Here is a 14,331-nt window from a genome sequence, read left to right on the forward strand (position 1 = left end):
CTAATAAAGCACTATTTGAATATATTGAAATCTATTATAATCGGATACGCCGTCATTCAGCTAATGGCTGGGTATCACCTGAACAGTATGAACAACAATATTACCAAAACGAAAAAATGATAGAGGTGGGCACTATCTAATATTTTGGCGAGGATCAAATTTTCTACTTTTTTGCTGTACTATTTTAGGGGATAGTTACAGTTTTATTTAAACGATAGAGAAAAAAATGAATAAATTATTTAGATATTGTTTATTGATAGTCACTCAGTTTTTGTTAATATTTTTGCCTGTGCTTGCTGTTTATTCTTTCATTAAGGCTCGTAAACAGAATATTAAAATTAGAGATAATTTACAACATATTGGTCAACATTATTTTCTTACTTCTTTGTTTCATCGATGGAATAAAAAGAATTGTATAATGATTCATGCAATATCTTTAGGAGAAGTTGATGCAGCAATTAATTTAATTAATTCATTTGAACCAGAATCAAATGAAAATATTATATTTACAGTAACATCTATTCAGGCTTATAAAAAACTACATAACAATAAACTGAATTTGAAAATATTATATTTTCCTTTTGATTCATTAATTCATCAAACTTTGTTCCTTAGTCACTTTCATATCAAAAAAGCAATAATTATTGAGCATGATTTTTGGCCAAACTTTCTTGCAGTAATGAATATGCCAAAGCGAGAGGTAATACTTTTAAATGGTCATATTTCAGATAAAACAATACAACGTCTTAGTAACAGATATTATAGAGAGTTAATGTTTTCGCCAATTAAAAATGCTTATGTACAAACAGATGAGCTTAGAACAAAACTGCTACATATAATGCCAGATATTAATGTGTCGGTAGTGCCTAGCTACAAACTTCCCTTAAATATTCGCGTTAATGGTGTTGAAAATATCACTTCCGAAAGGAAAGTAATAGCAATTTCTAATTTTCATCCCAATGAACTTGATACTGTTAATATTCTTTTATCTAAATTAATTCATCTTGATTATAAAATAATACTTGTGCCCAGACATATTAATTTTTTTGATGATTTTATTCAGGTACTTAAAAAGCAATATAATAATCAAGTAGAGGTTATATCGGAATGTAGCGATATTGAAAATATATTGTCAGATATTGTTTTTGTAAAAAGTTATGGAGTTTTGAATCGCATTTATTCTATGTCACACGCCTCGATTGTATTTGGTTCTTTTGACTCCTCTTTAAAAGGACATAGTTTATTTGAACCACTTCTTCATGGTGCTATGGTTTATTACGGACCCCATTTTTCTTCTCAGAAATATATGGATGAACTATTACATTCTTTTATACCAGATATACAACATGACATAAATAGTATTTTTCAGCAGATAGAAAGTCTGACGACTCAAGATAGACTTCGTATTTATAATAGTTTTGTTAAGACCGTAGAACAAGAGGCAGTTATATTAATTAATCATTTTAGGGAGATAGAAAAATGGATAAGAAGCTAGACAATTTAAGTAGTAGTTTGATTTTTGATGCTCATAAACGTTTAGGACTAAGTGTAAGAGTTCTAAGTGTTTGCATTCGCTAGTTGTGTGGCAATATCTATGTATTCAATGCTTGCCGCGATTATTGAAGGTTCAGTTTGGCTTATAATTTATTGCATTTGCTCTTTAGTTGAGCTTGTTTGTAAATGAATAGATATAGCACCTAGTCTTATACAGGCAATATCAATGCAGACGTAGTCGCTGCTAGTGAAAGCAAGTATAGCAACTTTATCTCCGTCATTTAATTGATATTGTGGATGGTAATACCATTCATTGGCGATATGTTCAACTCTATCCCATAGTTGTTGAAATGTTATTGTTTTATATTGTGGTAATAGCTTTATTGATGTTTCTTTTGTAAGTGGGTTCTCTATGTATTCATAATCCCTCTCTCCAATAGCTGGACGAGATGAGTATTTTTTCATTATGTCAGATATTATATGGATCAAACGCATAATAACTCCCGTAAATTTATTTAGAAGTTGATTTAGGAATCCAGCAAATTGCTAAAATGCAGACAATTAAAGTTAATATACTTGCTGCTAGGATTGCAATGTGCATTCCATCGACAAAAGCAAACTTTGCCTGATTGATTAATGCAATCGATAAATTCGGATAATCCAGTGTTTCATTTAATGTTCCAGCAACATTTGGTCCAGAAACTCTAAAGTAAAATGCAGCTAAAGAACCCAAGATAGTAATTCCCAATGCATTTCCTATTTCGTTACTTGTTTCTGCTAATGAAGCTGCTGCTCCGGCGTTAGCAGGAGGTACGGCTGAAATAGCTATCTCTGCGACTAGGCTAAAAGATAGTCCATATCCAACACCAGCTATAATAGATGAAATTATTACTGCAATAACTCCGTGTTCTATATTTGTAAACAATAGAATAGCTATTCCCAAGCTAAGGAAAAAATGAGTCATGACTAGAGAACTCTTTTTACCAATACGATCAGCTATTTTATTTGTTACGATACAAGTAATGATTAATACAAACGCACCAGGTAGAGCAAATAATGCAGCTGTAAAAACATCAAATCCTAGAACAGATTGAAGATAAATACCCGTTAAATAGCCCGAAGCAGACCATACGACCAAGGATAATAATCCTGTAGCAATTGCAATTGAAAAAACACGATCTTTAAATAAAGATACATTCAACAGTGGATATTTAATATGATTTTGTCTTCTGACAAACCAAATTAAACTTATGATACCAATCAAACCAATTGTGATTTGTAAAGTAGATATACCATAGGCTGCGGCGTTTTTTATTGAATAAGTGAATAATAAAATTCCTGCAAATGATAAAACTAAACTTAATATGTCTATCTTTCCATTGTTTACTTGCTTAACTTCTTTTAGAAAAATAGGTGAAAAGATCAAAAATAAAATAATTATTGGGATATTAATAAAAAATACAACTCCCCAGTCAAATTTACTTAGAAGAAGTCCACCTATTATTGGTCCAATGGCAAATCCCCCAGCAAATGTAGCAGCAAATATTCCAATTGCTTGTGCAAGCTGCTTTGGGTTCAAAAATAAGTTACTTAGAATAGCAAGCCCTGATGGCAGTAATGTAGCTCCTCCTAACCCCATAATCGCTCGACTAATAATTAACATTTCTGGACTTGATGAAAATGCAGCACAAATTGAACCAACACCAAAAGTTATTGAGCCAAATATAATTAATCGTAGTCTTCCATAATGATCTCCTATGTTTCCAAATACGACTAATAAAGAGCCAACAATAAATCCATAAATATCTAATATCCATAATGACTGATCGGCTGTAGGTAAAATTGAAGATGTAATCTTTGGCATAGCCAAATATAGTACAGAACCATCCATTGAAACCAAAAGTACTAACGCTAATATAGTTATTAACCCAAACCATGCTTTTTTATCTGCTTTCGAGTTAACACTTGAACTATATTGATTTTTTTCTGTCATAATTAATTATCCTAAGCTGATAAAGTATTTTTTGTAAAAGTTAATTCTTGATTATCAATAAGAATATTGAGTAAGCTTTTTTTAAATATAGATAGAGATTTTTTGATACTATAGTCTTTGATAGTAGCGAAATATGTTCTCTTTAAAACAAAACTAGCTCCGATCTCTTTAATTTGTTTAAATGGGATCAATGCTAATACATCATGTAGTTTATTTTGTTTATAATTGAAAGAATCAAACGAAATATCGTCAAGTGTGTCGTAAGTTGCAAAATTGCCAGTAAATACGTCGACTGTGTTGTTGTCTAATTTCGGTCTATAAACGATAGCAAATGGAGTGGGATGATCTGAAAGAATTGATTCTAAATTCTCGTTCATATTATTTAGTTTCATTTTCAAAAAAATTTAGAAAAAATGTTGCATATCATGAATTAATAATACTGATCGAGAGCAATCAATTTTCCAATTTGGTATATTTGAGAATAACTCATCTTTTTGGGGGAATGAGTAATTAATTTTTAATGGTATATATTTCATATCAACGGTCCTTTTAATTATGTTAAAAACCCAAATTGTTATATATAAAGCCATACAAGTGAGATAATTACAACTAGAGTGGCATTTTGCGAACTTTGTCGCTAAGCGACAATTGTCTGTTTATGTAATTTGTCATGAAATGACATGTTGATTATATGAAAAGTATTGCTGCTTGACAAGAATAATTAGTAAAATACTTAGATTTTCTTACATATCTAATATAGCTTTATACTGTTAGAATCGGTACCTAAAAGGTATGACATATAAGAATGAAGTACTCAATTTAAATTTTAGTGGAGCATTAATACGTGACAAAAACAAACGACTCTCTTCGAGAAAGAAAAAAAATAAAAATGCGAGAAGAGCTAGTTGAAGCCGCATTCAAGTTATTTGTACAAAAAGGGTTTGATAATACCACCATAAATGATATCGCAGATCTTGCTGATGTATCATCTAGGACGTTTTTTCGTTATTTTTCCTGTAAAGAGGATGTGGTTCTAGATTATCAGCTAGTCGAATATGATGAAATTATCACATCTTTGGAGTTTAGACCGGCAACTGAATCCATATTACTTGCATTACGAAAATCATCGGTAAATGTAACAAAATGCTGTGAAGAGGGAGCTTACGGAATAGATCCAAATAGATTTAAAACACTAAGAGATCTAATTCGGAATCATCCGTCGATTCGTGCAAAAAATAATGAAATATTACAATCCAAAAAACAACTCCTTACCGAATTAATTGCAAAAAAATTAGGGGTAAACCATTTGCATGATATGAGACCGATGATATTATCGACTCTATTAGAGTTTGTATATAGTGCTGCCTATGATATATGGAAAGAGAAAAAGGACTCTGCACCATTTTATGATGTATTAGATGAAACCTTTGTTCTTATAGAAAATGGAATGAACTATCCTTGCGTATATTAAATTCATGATGAAGGTACCGCCACAACAATTCATCAAAATGAATGAGCCTATACAAATTTTTTCTGCATTTGAAGAAACTTTTATAGATATTTATAATGCGGAGTTTTTTAATGGTATCTATGATGATAGCGTATTTAAAAAATACAATATTCCATCCATCAATAAATTACATGAAATATCCATAAAAAGAAAGGCTGAATATTTGGCTGGTAGGATTGTAACTATCCCCTAAAATAGTACAGCAAAAAAGTAGAAAATTCTCTATGATAAAAGAAAAGGGAATTTAATTATGAAAAAAATGACTGAACATCAAATCGTAGCTATTTTAAAAGAAGCTGAAGCTGGTATTCCTGTCAAGGAGCTCTGTCGTAAATTCTGGTGATTTTTTTGAGATACGAAACCTACTACGTTAAATTTAGTTTTTATTATATAAGGAGAATAAAGTGATAATTGCAGCCCTAAAGTTTAAAAAACCGATGCCTGAAATTCTTGCAAAACTGGACGAACATAATGTGTTTTTAGATAATTATTTCGCTCAAAATAAATTTTTGGCATCTGGACTTTTAGAGAGTAAAACAAGTGGTATAATTTTAGTAATGAGTGATTCGATTGAAGAAGCAAAAGATATTATGAAAAATGATCCTTTTTATATTTATGACCTCGTAGATTTTGACTACACGTTGTTTAATGCAACGAAATTATCGCCGAGTCTGTCTTCAAAATAAATCGACTTTCTTAATTTAAAAGAATTCTTTGTTTACTCGAGATTTTTAACATACCTAAAGTCCTAAGTAAATAAATTGAATAATCGATCAGTTTTATCAATTGAAATAAAAAGGTGCTTTAAAAGCACCTCTGATTGCGGTACTGTCAAGTTAACTCATCTTTTGTATAATCATACAGATGAAAACAAATAAAATCTATCAACGTCATCGTTATCCAGCAGCTATTATTAGTCATTGTGTCTGGCTCTATTATCGCTTCGCCTTAAGCTATCGCAATATTGAACTTATTATGATGCAAAAAGGCATTTCTGTTACTTATGAATCCATTCATTATTGGTGTGTTAAATTTGGAACGCTTTATGCTAAAAGTCTTAAAAAGACCAAACGGTATGGCGATGATGTTTATATCGATGAAGTTTTTTGTAAAATTAACGGTAAACGTGTTTATTTATGGCGAGCGGTAGATCAAGATAGCCAAACGATCGATGTGCTAGTTCAAGAAAAAAGGGACAGATTCGTTTAAAAGATAAAAGTGTACTAGCTCGAACTCGAAGTGTACTAAATTTGAGTACCTGTGGGTATATTTGGGTACATCTCAGTATACGAGAAACAACTAAATATTAATTAAAAATCATTAGGTTGTATATTTTAGTACAGCTTTATACATCATGAATTGGAGCGGGAAACGAGGTTCGAACTCGCGACCCCGACCTTGGCAAGGTCGTGCTCTACCAACTGAGCTATTCCCGCATAGGTAAGAAGTGGTGCCCGGGGCGAGACTTGAACTCGCACGGCCAAAAAGGCCGAGGGATTTTAAATCCCTTGTGTCTACCGATTTCACCACCCGGGCTCAAAACTGATTACTAGGAAGTAATTCGTCTTGAATGCAGTGCATTTTACCGATCTTATGATTTCAGTCAATAAAAATTTTAAATTAATCGTTTAACTGTTCAATGTTTGACTGATTATCACTTTAAATGCAGTATTTTGAATTTGAAAGGGGATGAGTAGTTTTGTTTATACGAACTTTTTGAACAAAACTACTCATATAAAAAAATGTTTAGATGGAAATATTAACCAAAAGTTATTCTTCTTCTAATAAATCGCTATGTGCTATCCATAAATATTGTAACATTGATAATAGCGTTAATACTGTTGCAATAAATAATGCTGCAAGACCTGCGTAAATAACAATGTCACAAGGGCGCCAAAGTAGCCAAGTTAGCGCTGTCATTTGTGCTATCGTTTTGATTTTACCAATAGACGAAACGGCTACATTGTTGCGTTTGCCGATTTCAGCCATCCATTCGCGTAAGGCCGATACTATAATTTCGCGCGAAACGATAATAATTGCAGGGACAGAGATCCACCATGCTTGGTAATATTGGGTAATTAAAACTAGTGCAATTGTTACCATGATTTTGTCGGCGACTGGATCTAAAAATGCGCCAAATTTAGTTGTTTGACCTAAGCGACGGGCAAGATAACCATCTAATACATCAGTCACGGCAGCAATTAAAAAAATCAATGCAGAAAAAAAACCAGACCATTTATAGGGAAACAAATAAAATGCCAACACAAAAAAAGGGATTAAAATAACTCGAAATAGTGTTAAGGCTGTTGGAAAATTAATTTTCATGTGACATAAACTCTTTTTTTATTTTATTAATCAATGCATTAGAGATTGATAAAAAACAGTCTTTTCTTAATGGTTATGTTGCCTGAAATATGTTATTTTTTCAATGTGTTATTGTTGTAAATTTAGATAAATTTTTTCAGCTAATGATTTTGATATACCTTGCACTTGAGCTATTTCGTCAATACTGGCACTTTTTAACTCTCTTAATCCGCCAAAATGTTTGAGTAGTGCTTGACGTCTTTTGGAACCAATGCCTTCAATATGCTCTAATGCACTGTCAGTAAGTTGCTTTGTCCCTTTTTTACGTTGACCTACGATAGCATGATCATGTGATGCATTTCTAATTTGTTGAATGAGCAATAGTGCAGGGGAATGGTCATCAAGGTAATATCCCGTGCCATGAGCTTCAAAAAAGAGGGTTTCTAATCCTTCTTTGCGCTCAGCGCCTTTAGCTACACCAATTAAAATAGGGTGATTTTTGTTCCAATTGACATCCAATTGTTCAAATACTTGTAGTGCTTGGTTAAGTTGTCCTTTACCGCCATCAATAAAAATAATATCAGGCACTTTTTCAGTTGGTAGCTCTTTTTTATTGTAACGGCGAGTTAATACTTGTTCCATTGCTGCATAATCGTCACCAGGTGTAATACCGGTAATATTGTAGCGTCGAAACTCAGATTTAACCGGTCCCTTATCATCAAACACAACACAAGATGCAATGGTATTTTTACCCATAAAATGGCTAATATCAAAACATTCCATTCGATTAATTTTATCAATCCCCAAAAAGGCTTTCAATGCATCGTAACGTTGTTTAATTGTTGAGTTTGCTAATAGTTTATTTTTAACCCCAGTTTGAGCATTCACAGTTGCAATATTGAGTAATTTAAGATTATCACCTTTGGGTTCATCAACCAGCTTAACTTGATGCTCAGCAATAAGTGACAGTGTCTCTTCCATTGGTTGTTTATCAGACAACGAAAAATTAAGTAAAATCTTTTTAGGGATATTTCTATTTTGATTGCCTTGCAAATAAAATTGTCCCAAAAAGGTCTCAATAACTTCTTCTAGTTCAGTATTCGATGGCACTTTAGGAAAATAAGAGCGATGTCCAAAGGTTTGACCATTTCGAATAAATAGGACATATATACAAGCCAAGCCTGATTCATAATGGAAACCAATGACATCAAGATTATCATTATTATTATATATAGCTTGCTTTTCATTAATATGTTTTATTGCTTGTAGTTGATCTCGCAAAACCGCAGCCTTTTCAAAATTGAGCTCTTTACTGGCTTTTTGCATATCTTCGGTTATTTTTTGTAGTATTTGATCTGATTGACCGGATAAAAATAACCTAACATAGTTAACTTGCTCTAAATAGTCTTCATCACTGACTAAACCTGGAACACAAGGACCTAAACAACGTTTAATTTGATATTGCAAACAGGGACGAGTTCGATTTCGATAGGTTGTATTTAAACACTGTCTTATTGGAAACGTTTTTTGCAATAGTGTTAATATCTGTTTAACTGCATAACCATTAGGATAAGGACCAAAAAATTCATCTTTTTTACGATTAATTGCTCCACGATAAAGGGATAGTTGAGGATGCCTCTCTTTGCTTAGTTTTATAAATGGGTAGCTTTTATCATCCTTTAAAAGCACATTATATCGTGGCTGATGTTTTTTGATGTATGTCTGTTCAAGTAGCAGGGCTTCAGTTTCAGTATTGGTAATTGTAAATTCAACATGATGGATATGGCTAACAAGCATATCTGTTTTTAGTGTTTTTTTACTGCTATCAAAATAGCTTTTTAAGCGATTATTGAGATCTTTGGCTTTGCCCACATAAATAATCGTCTCTTTATCATTAAACATCTGATAAATTCCCGGTTTATGTGGGACTGTTTTCAAAAAGGATGTTGAATCAAATTGGCTCATATTAGTTTTCGAATGTGAGGGCTTTTTTCTCTATAACTCTCATAATGGTGCTCAGTAAGCCATTTATCAAGAGGTATATTAGCCCTGCAACCACAAAAATAGAAAAATCATAATAATCACCATTTAATTGATTGCTATATCCCATAATATCCATCACTTGAATCATTGATACTAAGGCCGTGCCTTTAATCACAAAAATGACTTCATTTGAATAAGTTGAAAGAGCTCGTTTTAATGCATATGGCATGACAACTTTTAATGTTTGTTTTTTATTCATACCAAGTGCTTGACAAGCTTGCCATTGTCCTTGAGGTAAAGATTTTAGTGCACCATAAAAAATTTGTGTTGTGTAAGCTGCACTATTAAGTGTTAAGGCTAAGTATGCACAAAACCAAGATGATGAAATAAGTTCATAAAGGGCAGGCATTTTACTTAACGTATCACTAAATTGCGAAGGTCCGTAATAAATTAAAAATAGTTGCACAAGCAGTGGTGAACCCGTAAATATAATAATATAAGTACGAATAACTTTAGTTAATACATTTGAATTTAATGATAATAAACATGCTAAGACGATTGCCAGTAATCCTGCCGATAGAATTCCCAAAATACCTAAGCTTAAAGTATTAGGTAGACCTTGTAGTATGATTTTAAAGTAATAAATAAAATTATCAGACATAATACGACCTTATTAACTTTTTGCTGATGTTGGTTGTTCAAAATAAGTTGAACGTTTTTCTATTCTGGATATTATTTTTTGGCTTATAATTGAAATGATTAGATAAATAATCATTGCAATCACATACCATAAAAAAGGTTGGTTGGTCCGAGCAATAATGGTTTTAGTTTGCATCATTAAGTCATTAATTGCAATTGTCGAAACTAATGCTGTATCTTTTAACAAAATTAACCACTGATTACTTAATCCAGGTAAAGCATGACGCCACATTTGTGGTATGATAATGCGAAACAATGTACGAGATTTATTTAGTCCAAGTACTTGAGCCGCCTGTTTTTGTCCATTTGGAATTGACTTAAATGCACCACGAAGCGTTTGTGATGCATAGACTGCATATAATAGTGAAAGTGCAGCTACACCACATAAAAATGGGTTAATATTAAAATCTTGAATATCTAGTTGTATTGTCAATGAGGTAAAGTAAAGATTAACTGTAAAACCATCATTTAATAATATGAGTAATAAGGGTAATCCGTTATAAATGGCGACGACAATTAATAGTTCAGGTAAAGCACGAATCGTTAAATTAAATAGAGACATTAACCATGCAACAGGTTTGAATGGAGCCGATTCTAATAGTGTAAAAACAAAGGCAAAAAATATGCCTATAATTAGCGATACTAAAGCTAATGATAATGTGATTGATGTAGCTTGCATTAATGGCAAGATATATCCATTCATCAAAGATAGAACCCAATTTGTTCCATTTGTTAGAAAGTCTGACATAAAAAAACCGTTGTTAAATTAACGTTGTTGAATTAAAAAATAAACTCGCCGCAAAATATGCGGCGAGATCATAGCGAAGTCGAGTTTTACTGTTTAATAATTATTTATTAAACCATTTTTTATAAATAACATCTAATTCACCATTTGCTTTGAGTTTATCCAGAGCTTGGTTAAATTGATTTAGTAATTGATCATTGCCTTTACGAACTGCAATACCTAAACCTTCACCAAAAAATTCATGATCAGTGATTTTATCACTTAATGGTACAATATCAGAATCTTTACCTAGCCATTCACCTGCGACAATTGAACTTGATACGATTGCATCAATTCGTTTTGCTTTTAGATCTAAAAAAGCAAATTGATAACTATCGTAACTGACTTGTTTAATATCTGGAAATTTCTCATTCAGATATTTTGGATAAGTTGTTCCTTTTTGAAGGCCTACAGTTTTACCTTTTAATTGCTCAAGGTCAGTTAATGTATCTTTTAATGTAATGAATTGAATTGAGCTATCATCATAATAAATTTTGGTAAAATCAACCTGCTTTTTACGTTCTGCTGTAATGTCAATTCCAGCTATAGCAGCATCAATTCGGCGTGTTTTTAAACTAGGAATTAAGCCATCAAATGATTGATTGACAATTTTGCATGAGGCTTTTATCTCATCACAAATTTTATTAATCACATCAATATCGAAACCAATGATTTCATTTTTTTCATTAGTAAATTCAAAAGGCGCATAAGTTGCTTCTGTGCCGATTGTTAAAGTGTCTGTTGCTTGAGCTACAAACGCTGTTCCTGCAAGAAAAATGGCTAGTAACGTTTTTTTCATATATCCACCTAAATTTATTTTAATTAATGTGACAAATAAGCTTTAAACTCTTCAGTTTGAGGATGAGCAAAACATTCTAACTGCCCTTGCTCAATAATCTTACCGTGCTCCATATAAATGACTTGTGAAGCAACTTTACGAGCAAAATCGACTTCGTGAGTAACAATAATTTGTGTAATTCCCGTTTCAGAAAGTTCATTAATAATTTCAGCAATTTGTGATGTGATCGCAGGATCTAATGCTGCTGTTGGTTCATCAAATAATAATATTTGAGGTTCCATCATTAATGCTCTAGCAATAGCAACACGCTGCTGTTGACCGCCTGAAAGATGAAGCGGATAACGCTTTGCCATATCATCAATTTGTAATCTGTTTAAAATAGCCATTGCTTTATCGTTAGCTTCTTTTTTAGATAACTTTAATATTTGGCAAGGTGCTTCAGTTAAGTTTTCTAACACCGTCAAATGTGGCCATAAATTGTAGTTTTGAAATACCATTCCTACATTTTTACGAAGATGACGAATTGTTGATTCACTGATTTTTTCAGAAAAATCAAAATGTGAATTGGCAATAGTCATCTGTCCTGATGCGGGTATTTCAAGTAAATTAAAAACTTTTAATAAAGAGCTTTTTCCAGCGCCACTCTGACCAAGTAATACAATAGTCTCACCAAGTGGATAGCAGAGAGAAACATCATTTAAGGCCTGGTGTTTACCATAAAAACAGTTAATATGGTTTAATTCAATATTCATTGTTAGTTATACATTTTTTTAAAACAATAATTGATTAAATATTACATTTTTTTGCATAATAATGCAATCCAATTTATTAGACTATTAGTTTTTTTGCTCTGTTTTTATGCTTAAACACAACTTTCTTGAAATTTTTTTAACAGAATTTTTCTTTCTAAGAATGTTTATTGAACAGTAGAAAGGATCGGAATTACGGGACCAAGGTATTTAGGTTCTTTTTTTAGAACGTAAAGATCAATAAAAGCGCCAACACGAGCAAACATTTCACGAATGCGAACTAGCTTCATGCTTTTAGGGGAAGGTACGGCAAAACATTGTGCTTGTATGCCTTGTGCAAGAGCAATAAAAATTGCTCGTTCACAATGAAATTCTTGAGTGATGATAGTAAAATCATTTGCATCAAAAACTTTATTCGCTCGAATAATTGAGTCAAAAGTACGGAATCCTGCATAATCTAAAACAATTGAATCACTAGGAATCCCTGCTTTGACTAAGTCCTTTTTCATGGTGATGGGTTCGTTGTAACTTAAAAGAGCGTTATCACCACTTAGTAATAGATAATCAACTTTATTTTGCCAATAAAGATTGATTGCGCCATCAATACGATTGCGATAAAAATCATTTAAACCACCACCTCGAACATATTTTGAGGTGCCAAGAACAACACCAATCGCTCGATAGGGGAGTTTGTTTTCGTCATGGTAAATATAAGGTGCAGTTTTATAACTGATCCAATAATCTAAACTGACAATTGCAATCATTGAAATTAAGCTGAAACTAGCAATACAAGCAATAAGCTTTTTTAATTTCATGCTAAAACCAGTTAAAAATAAGTACCATTATTGGAAATAAAAACGGAGCTGTCAACGATGTCATGACACCACATAAAACTAATGATAACGAACTATACGCACCTTCATTATAATCCACCTCAATACAACGAGCAGTACCGACTGCATGTGATACAGCACCAATAGACAATCCTCTTGCAGGTGCTGACTTTATTTTTGCTAAATTTAATATTTGGTGCCCAAATATACCACCTAGTGTACCAACAAATATTACACATAATGCAGCTATCGATGGAACACCGCCTTGGCTACCTGCAATTGTGACCGCAATGGCTGTAGTAACTGATTTTGGTAGTACTGATGCAGCAATTTCGATATTTCCTCCTAACCAGAATACAATACAAACACCAGTTATCATTGATGCAAGTGAAGCGGTAAACGTAATAATCATTATTGATTTCCATCGCGCTTTAATTTGTGGAATAAGTTCATATAAAGGATAGGCTAAGGCAACAACAGAATAAGGTAATAACTCATTAATGATTTGCACGTTACGGACGTATTTGGTGTAATTCGTTTTAGTTATTAGCAAAATTGGGATTAAAACAATAACCGTAATTACTAAGGGATTAAATAGCGGATTTTTTATTTTAAACGACATCCTTCGAACAATGAGAAAAACACAAAGCGTTAATGGCAGCATCCATATCATGGCTGATTATCCTCATTTTTTTGTGATTCAATTGAATTTTGGGGGACTGTTTTATGAAAATATTCTGTTAAAAAAGCGGTAAAAAGTAATACGACAAGAGTACCACCAACACAGCCAAATATAATTGGAATCCAATTTTGCAGTAAAAGAGAATAATTATCCATAATCCCCATAGCAGCAGGAACGAAAAGTAATGTCATATAGCGCATAAAAAGATTACAACTATTTTTAATCCAACAAGTGGGAATTAACTGAAAAGCTAATAAAAAAAATAGGATTAGTAGTCCAATAATACTACCAGGAATCATTATTGGTAATAATTTAGAAATTATATTACCCGCCCATAAACAGAGAGTTAAAACAAGTAAACCTCGACCATAACTAAAAGCAGTATAGTAGAAAGAATAAAGTCGATGTTTGATTGTGGCGTGCTTAGCTAAAAAATGTTTCATTATGTAAATGCTAATTATCTTAATCTTTAATTATGATGATTACGCCTACGTTAGAGTA

At 32.3% G+C, this 14,331-nt stretch carries 18 protein-coding genes and 2 tRNA genes; 6 read left to right on the forward strand and 14 right to left on the reverse strand.

The features are described from left to right. Positions 1–140, forward strand: a 140-nt coding sequence (locus tag GQ598_RS02825; protein WP_160402269.1) for an IS3 family transposase, incomplete at its 5' end; no start/stop codon positions are given. Between the two features lie 86 nt (positions 141–226). Then, a complete protein-coding gene (locus GQ598_RS02830; RefSeq protein WP_160402270.1) occupies positions 227–1,495 on the forward strand; it encodes a glycosyltransferase N-terminal domain-containing protein in 1,269 nt (422 codons plus the stop codon). 149 nt (positions 1,496–1,644) lie between these two features. Here the strand turns inward: GQ598_RS02830 and GQ598_RS02835 are convergent, their stop codons facing one another. The 3 genes from GQ598_RS02835 to GQ598_RS02845 are packed head-to-tail and all read right to left on the reverse strand — an operon-like array spanning position 1,645 to position 3,864. Further along, on the reverse strand, positions 1,645–1,989 hold the full coding sequence (locus tag GQ598_RS02835; protein WP_160402271.1) for an AMP-binding protein: 345 nt from the start codon (positions 1,987–1,989) through the stop codon (positions 1,645–1,647). A 16-nt stretch (positions 1,990–2,005) separates the two neighbouring features. Next, on the reverse strand, positions 2,006–3,487 hold the full coding sequence (locus GQ598_RS02840) for an MFS transporter (protein ID WP_160402272.1): 1,482 nt from the start codon (positions 3,485–3,487) through the stop codon (positions 2,006–2,008). 11 nt (positions 3,488–3,498) lie between these two features. Continuing rightward, a complete protein-coding gene (locus tag GQ598_RS02845) occupies positions 3,499–3,864 on the reverse strand; it encodes a hypothetical protein (protein ID WP_160402273.1) in 366 nt (121 codons plus the stop codon). Positions 3,865–4,331: 467 nt separating this feature from the next. Between GQ598_RS02845 and GQ598_RS02850 the strand changes: the two genes are divergently transcribed. The 4 genes from GQ598_RS02850 (at position 4,332) to GQ598_RS02865 (ending at position 6,206) form a co-directional block, all read left to right on the forward strand. Beyond that, positions 4,332–4,958 carry a TetR family transcriptional regulator gene (locus GQ598_RS02850; RefSeq protein WP_202112654.1) on the forward strand — a complete coding sequence of 209 codons (627 nt, stop codon included), beginning with the start codon at positions 4,332–4,334 and terminating at the stop codon, positions 4,956–4,958. A 4-nt stretch (positions 4,959–4,962) separates the two neighbouring features. Beyond that, the gene (locus GQ598_RS02855) at positions 4,963–5,190 is read left to right on the forward strand and encodes a hypothetical protein (RefSeq protein WP_160402274.1); all 228 of its coding nucleotides are present in this window, start codon (positions 4,963–4,965) and stop codon (positions 5,188–5,190) included. Between the two features lie 211 nt (positions 5,191–5,401). Continuing rightward, complete coding sequence (locus GQ598_RS02860; protein WP_065586252.1) at positions 5,402–5,683, forward strand: YciI family protein; 282 nt, start codon at positions 5,402–5,404, stop codon at positions 5,681–5,683. 178 nt (positions 5,684–5,861) lie between these two features. Beyond that, positions 5,862–6,206, forward strand: coding sequence for a DDE-type integrase/transposase/recombinase (locus GQ598_RS02865; RefSeq protein ID WP_160402275.1), 345 nt, complete (start codon positions 5,862–5,864; stop codon positions 6,204–6,206). Positions 6,207–6,357: 151 nt separating this feature from the next. Here the strand turns inward: GQ598_RS02865 and GQ598_RS02870 are convergent. The 11 genes from GQ598_RS02870 to GQ598_RS02920 all read right to left on the reverse strand — a co-directional run bounded on the left by GQ598_RS02870 (position 6,358) and on the right by GQ598_RS02920 (position 14,273). Then, positions 6,358–6,433 (reverse strand) — tRNA-Gly (locus GQ598_RS02870). Between the two features lie 12 nt (positions 6,434–6,445). Then, positions 6,446–6,533 (reverse strand) — tRNA-Leu (locus GQ598_RS02875). Positions 6,534–6,767: 234 nt separating this feature from the next. Further along, complete coding sequence (pgsA, locus tag GQ598_RS02880; RefSeq protein ID WP_160402276.1) at positions 6,768–7,322, reverse strand: CDP-diacylglycerol--glycerol-3-phosphate 3-phosphatidyltransferase; 555 nt, start codon at positions 7,320–7,322, stop codon at positions 6,768–6,770. A 108-nt stretch (positions 7,323–7,430) separates the two neighbouring features. Then, positions 7,431–9,266, reverse strand: coding sequence for an excinuclease ABC subunit UvrC (gene uvrC / locus GQ598_RS02885; protein WP_160402277.1), 1,836 nt, complete (start codon positions 9,264–9,266; stop codon positions 7,431–7,433). A 1-nt stretch (position 9,267) separates the two neighbouring features. Then, positions 9,268–9,945 (reverse strand): arginine ABC transporter permease ArtM, encoded by a 678-nt coding sequence (artM, locus tag GQ598_RS02890; protein WP_160402278.1) that lies wholly within the window; start codon positions 9,943–9,945, stop codon positions 9,268–9,270. 12 nt (positions 9,946–9,957) lie between these two features. Continuing rightward, positions 9,958–10,686: an arginine ABC transporter permease ArtQ gene (artQ, locus tag GQ598_RS02895; protein WP_160402328.1), complete on the reverse strand. Its 729-nt coding sequence runs from the start codon at positions 10,684–10,686 to the stop codon at positions 9,958–9,960. 145 nt (positions 10,687–10,831) lie between these two features. Further along, positions 10,832–11,566: a transporter substrate-binding domain-containing protein gene (locus tag GQ598_RS02900; RefSeq protein ID WP_160402279.1), complete on the reverse strand. Its 735-nt coding sequence runs from the start codon at positions 11,564–11,566 to the stop codon at positions 10,832–10,834. Positions 11,567–11,589: 23 nt separating this feature from the next. After that, a complete protein-coding gene (gene artP / locus GQ598_RS02905) occupies positions 11,590–12,318 on the reverse strand; it encodes an arginine ABC transporter ATP-binding protein ArtP (RefSeq protein WP_160402280.1) in 729 nt (242 codons plus the stop codon). Between the two features lie 164 nt (positions 12,319–12,482). Further along, positions 12,483–13,130 carry an ElyC/SanA/YdcF family protein gene (locus tag GQ598_RS02910; protein WP_091346871.1) on the reverse strand — a complete coding sequence of 216 codons (648 nt, stop codon included), beginning with the start codon at positions 13,128–13,130 and terminating at the stop codon, positions 12,483–12,485. A gap of 1 nt (position 13,131) precedes the next feature. Continuing rightward, the gene (locus GQ598_RS02915) at positions 13,132–13,821 is read right to left on the reverse strand and encodes a CidB/LrgB family autolysis modulator (RefSeq protein WP_160402281.1); all 690 of its coding nucleotides are present in this window, start codon (positions 13,819–13,821) and stop codon (positions 13,132–13,134) included. Next, a complete protein-coding gene (locus GQ598_RS02920; RefSeq protein ID WP_160402282.1) occupies positions 13,818–14,273 on the reverse strand; it encodes a CidA/LrgA family protein in 456 nt (151 codons plus the stop codon). The genes GQ598_RS02915 and GQ598_RS02920 overlap by 4 nt, the downstream gene beginning before the upstream one ends. Between the last annotated feature and the right edge of the window lie 58 nt (positions 14,274–14,331).

The sequence above is a fragment of the Gilliamella sp. Pas-s95 genome, from assembly GCF_009795795.1.
Classification (GTDB): domain Bacteria; phylum Pseudomonadota; class Gammaproteobacteria; order Enterobacterales; family Orbaceae; genus Gilliamella; species Gilliamella bombicola.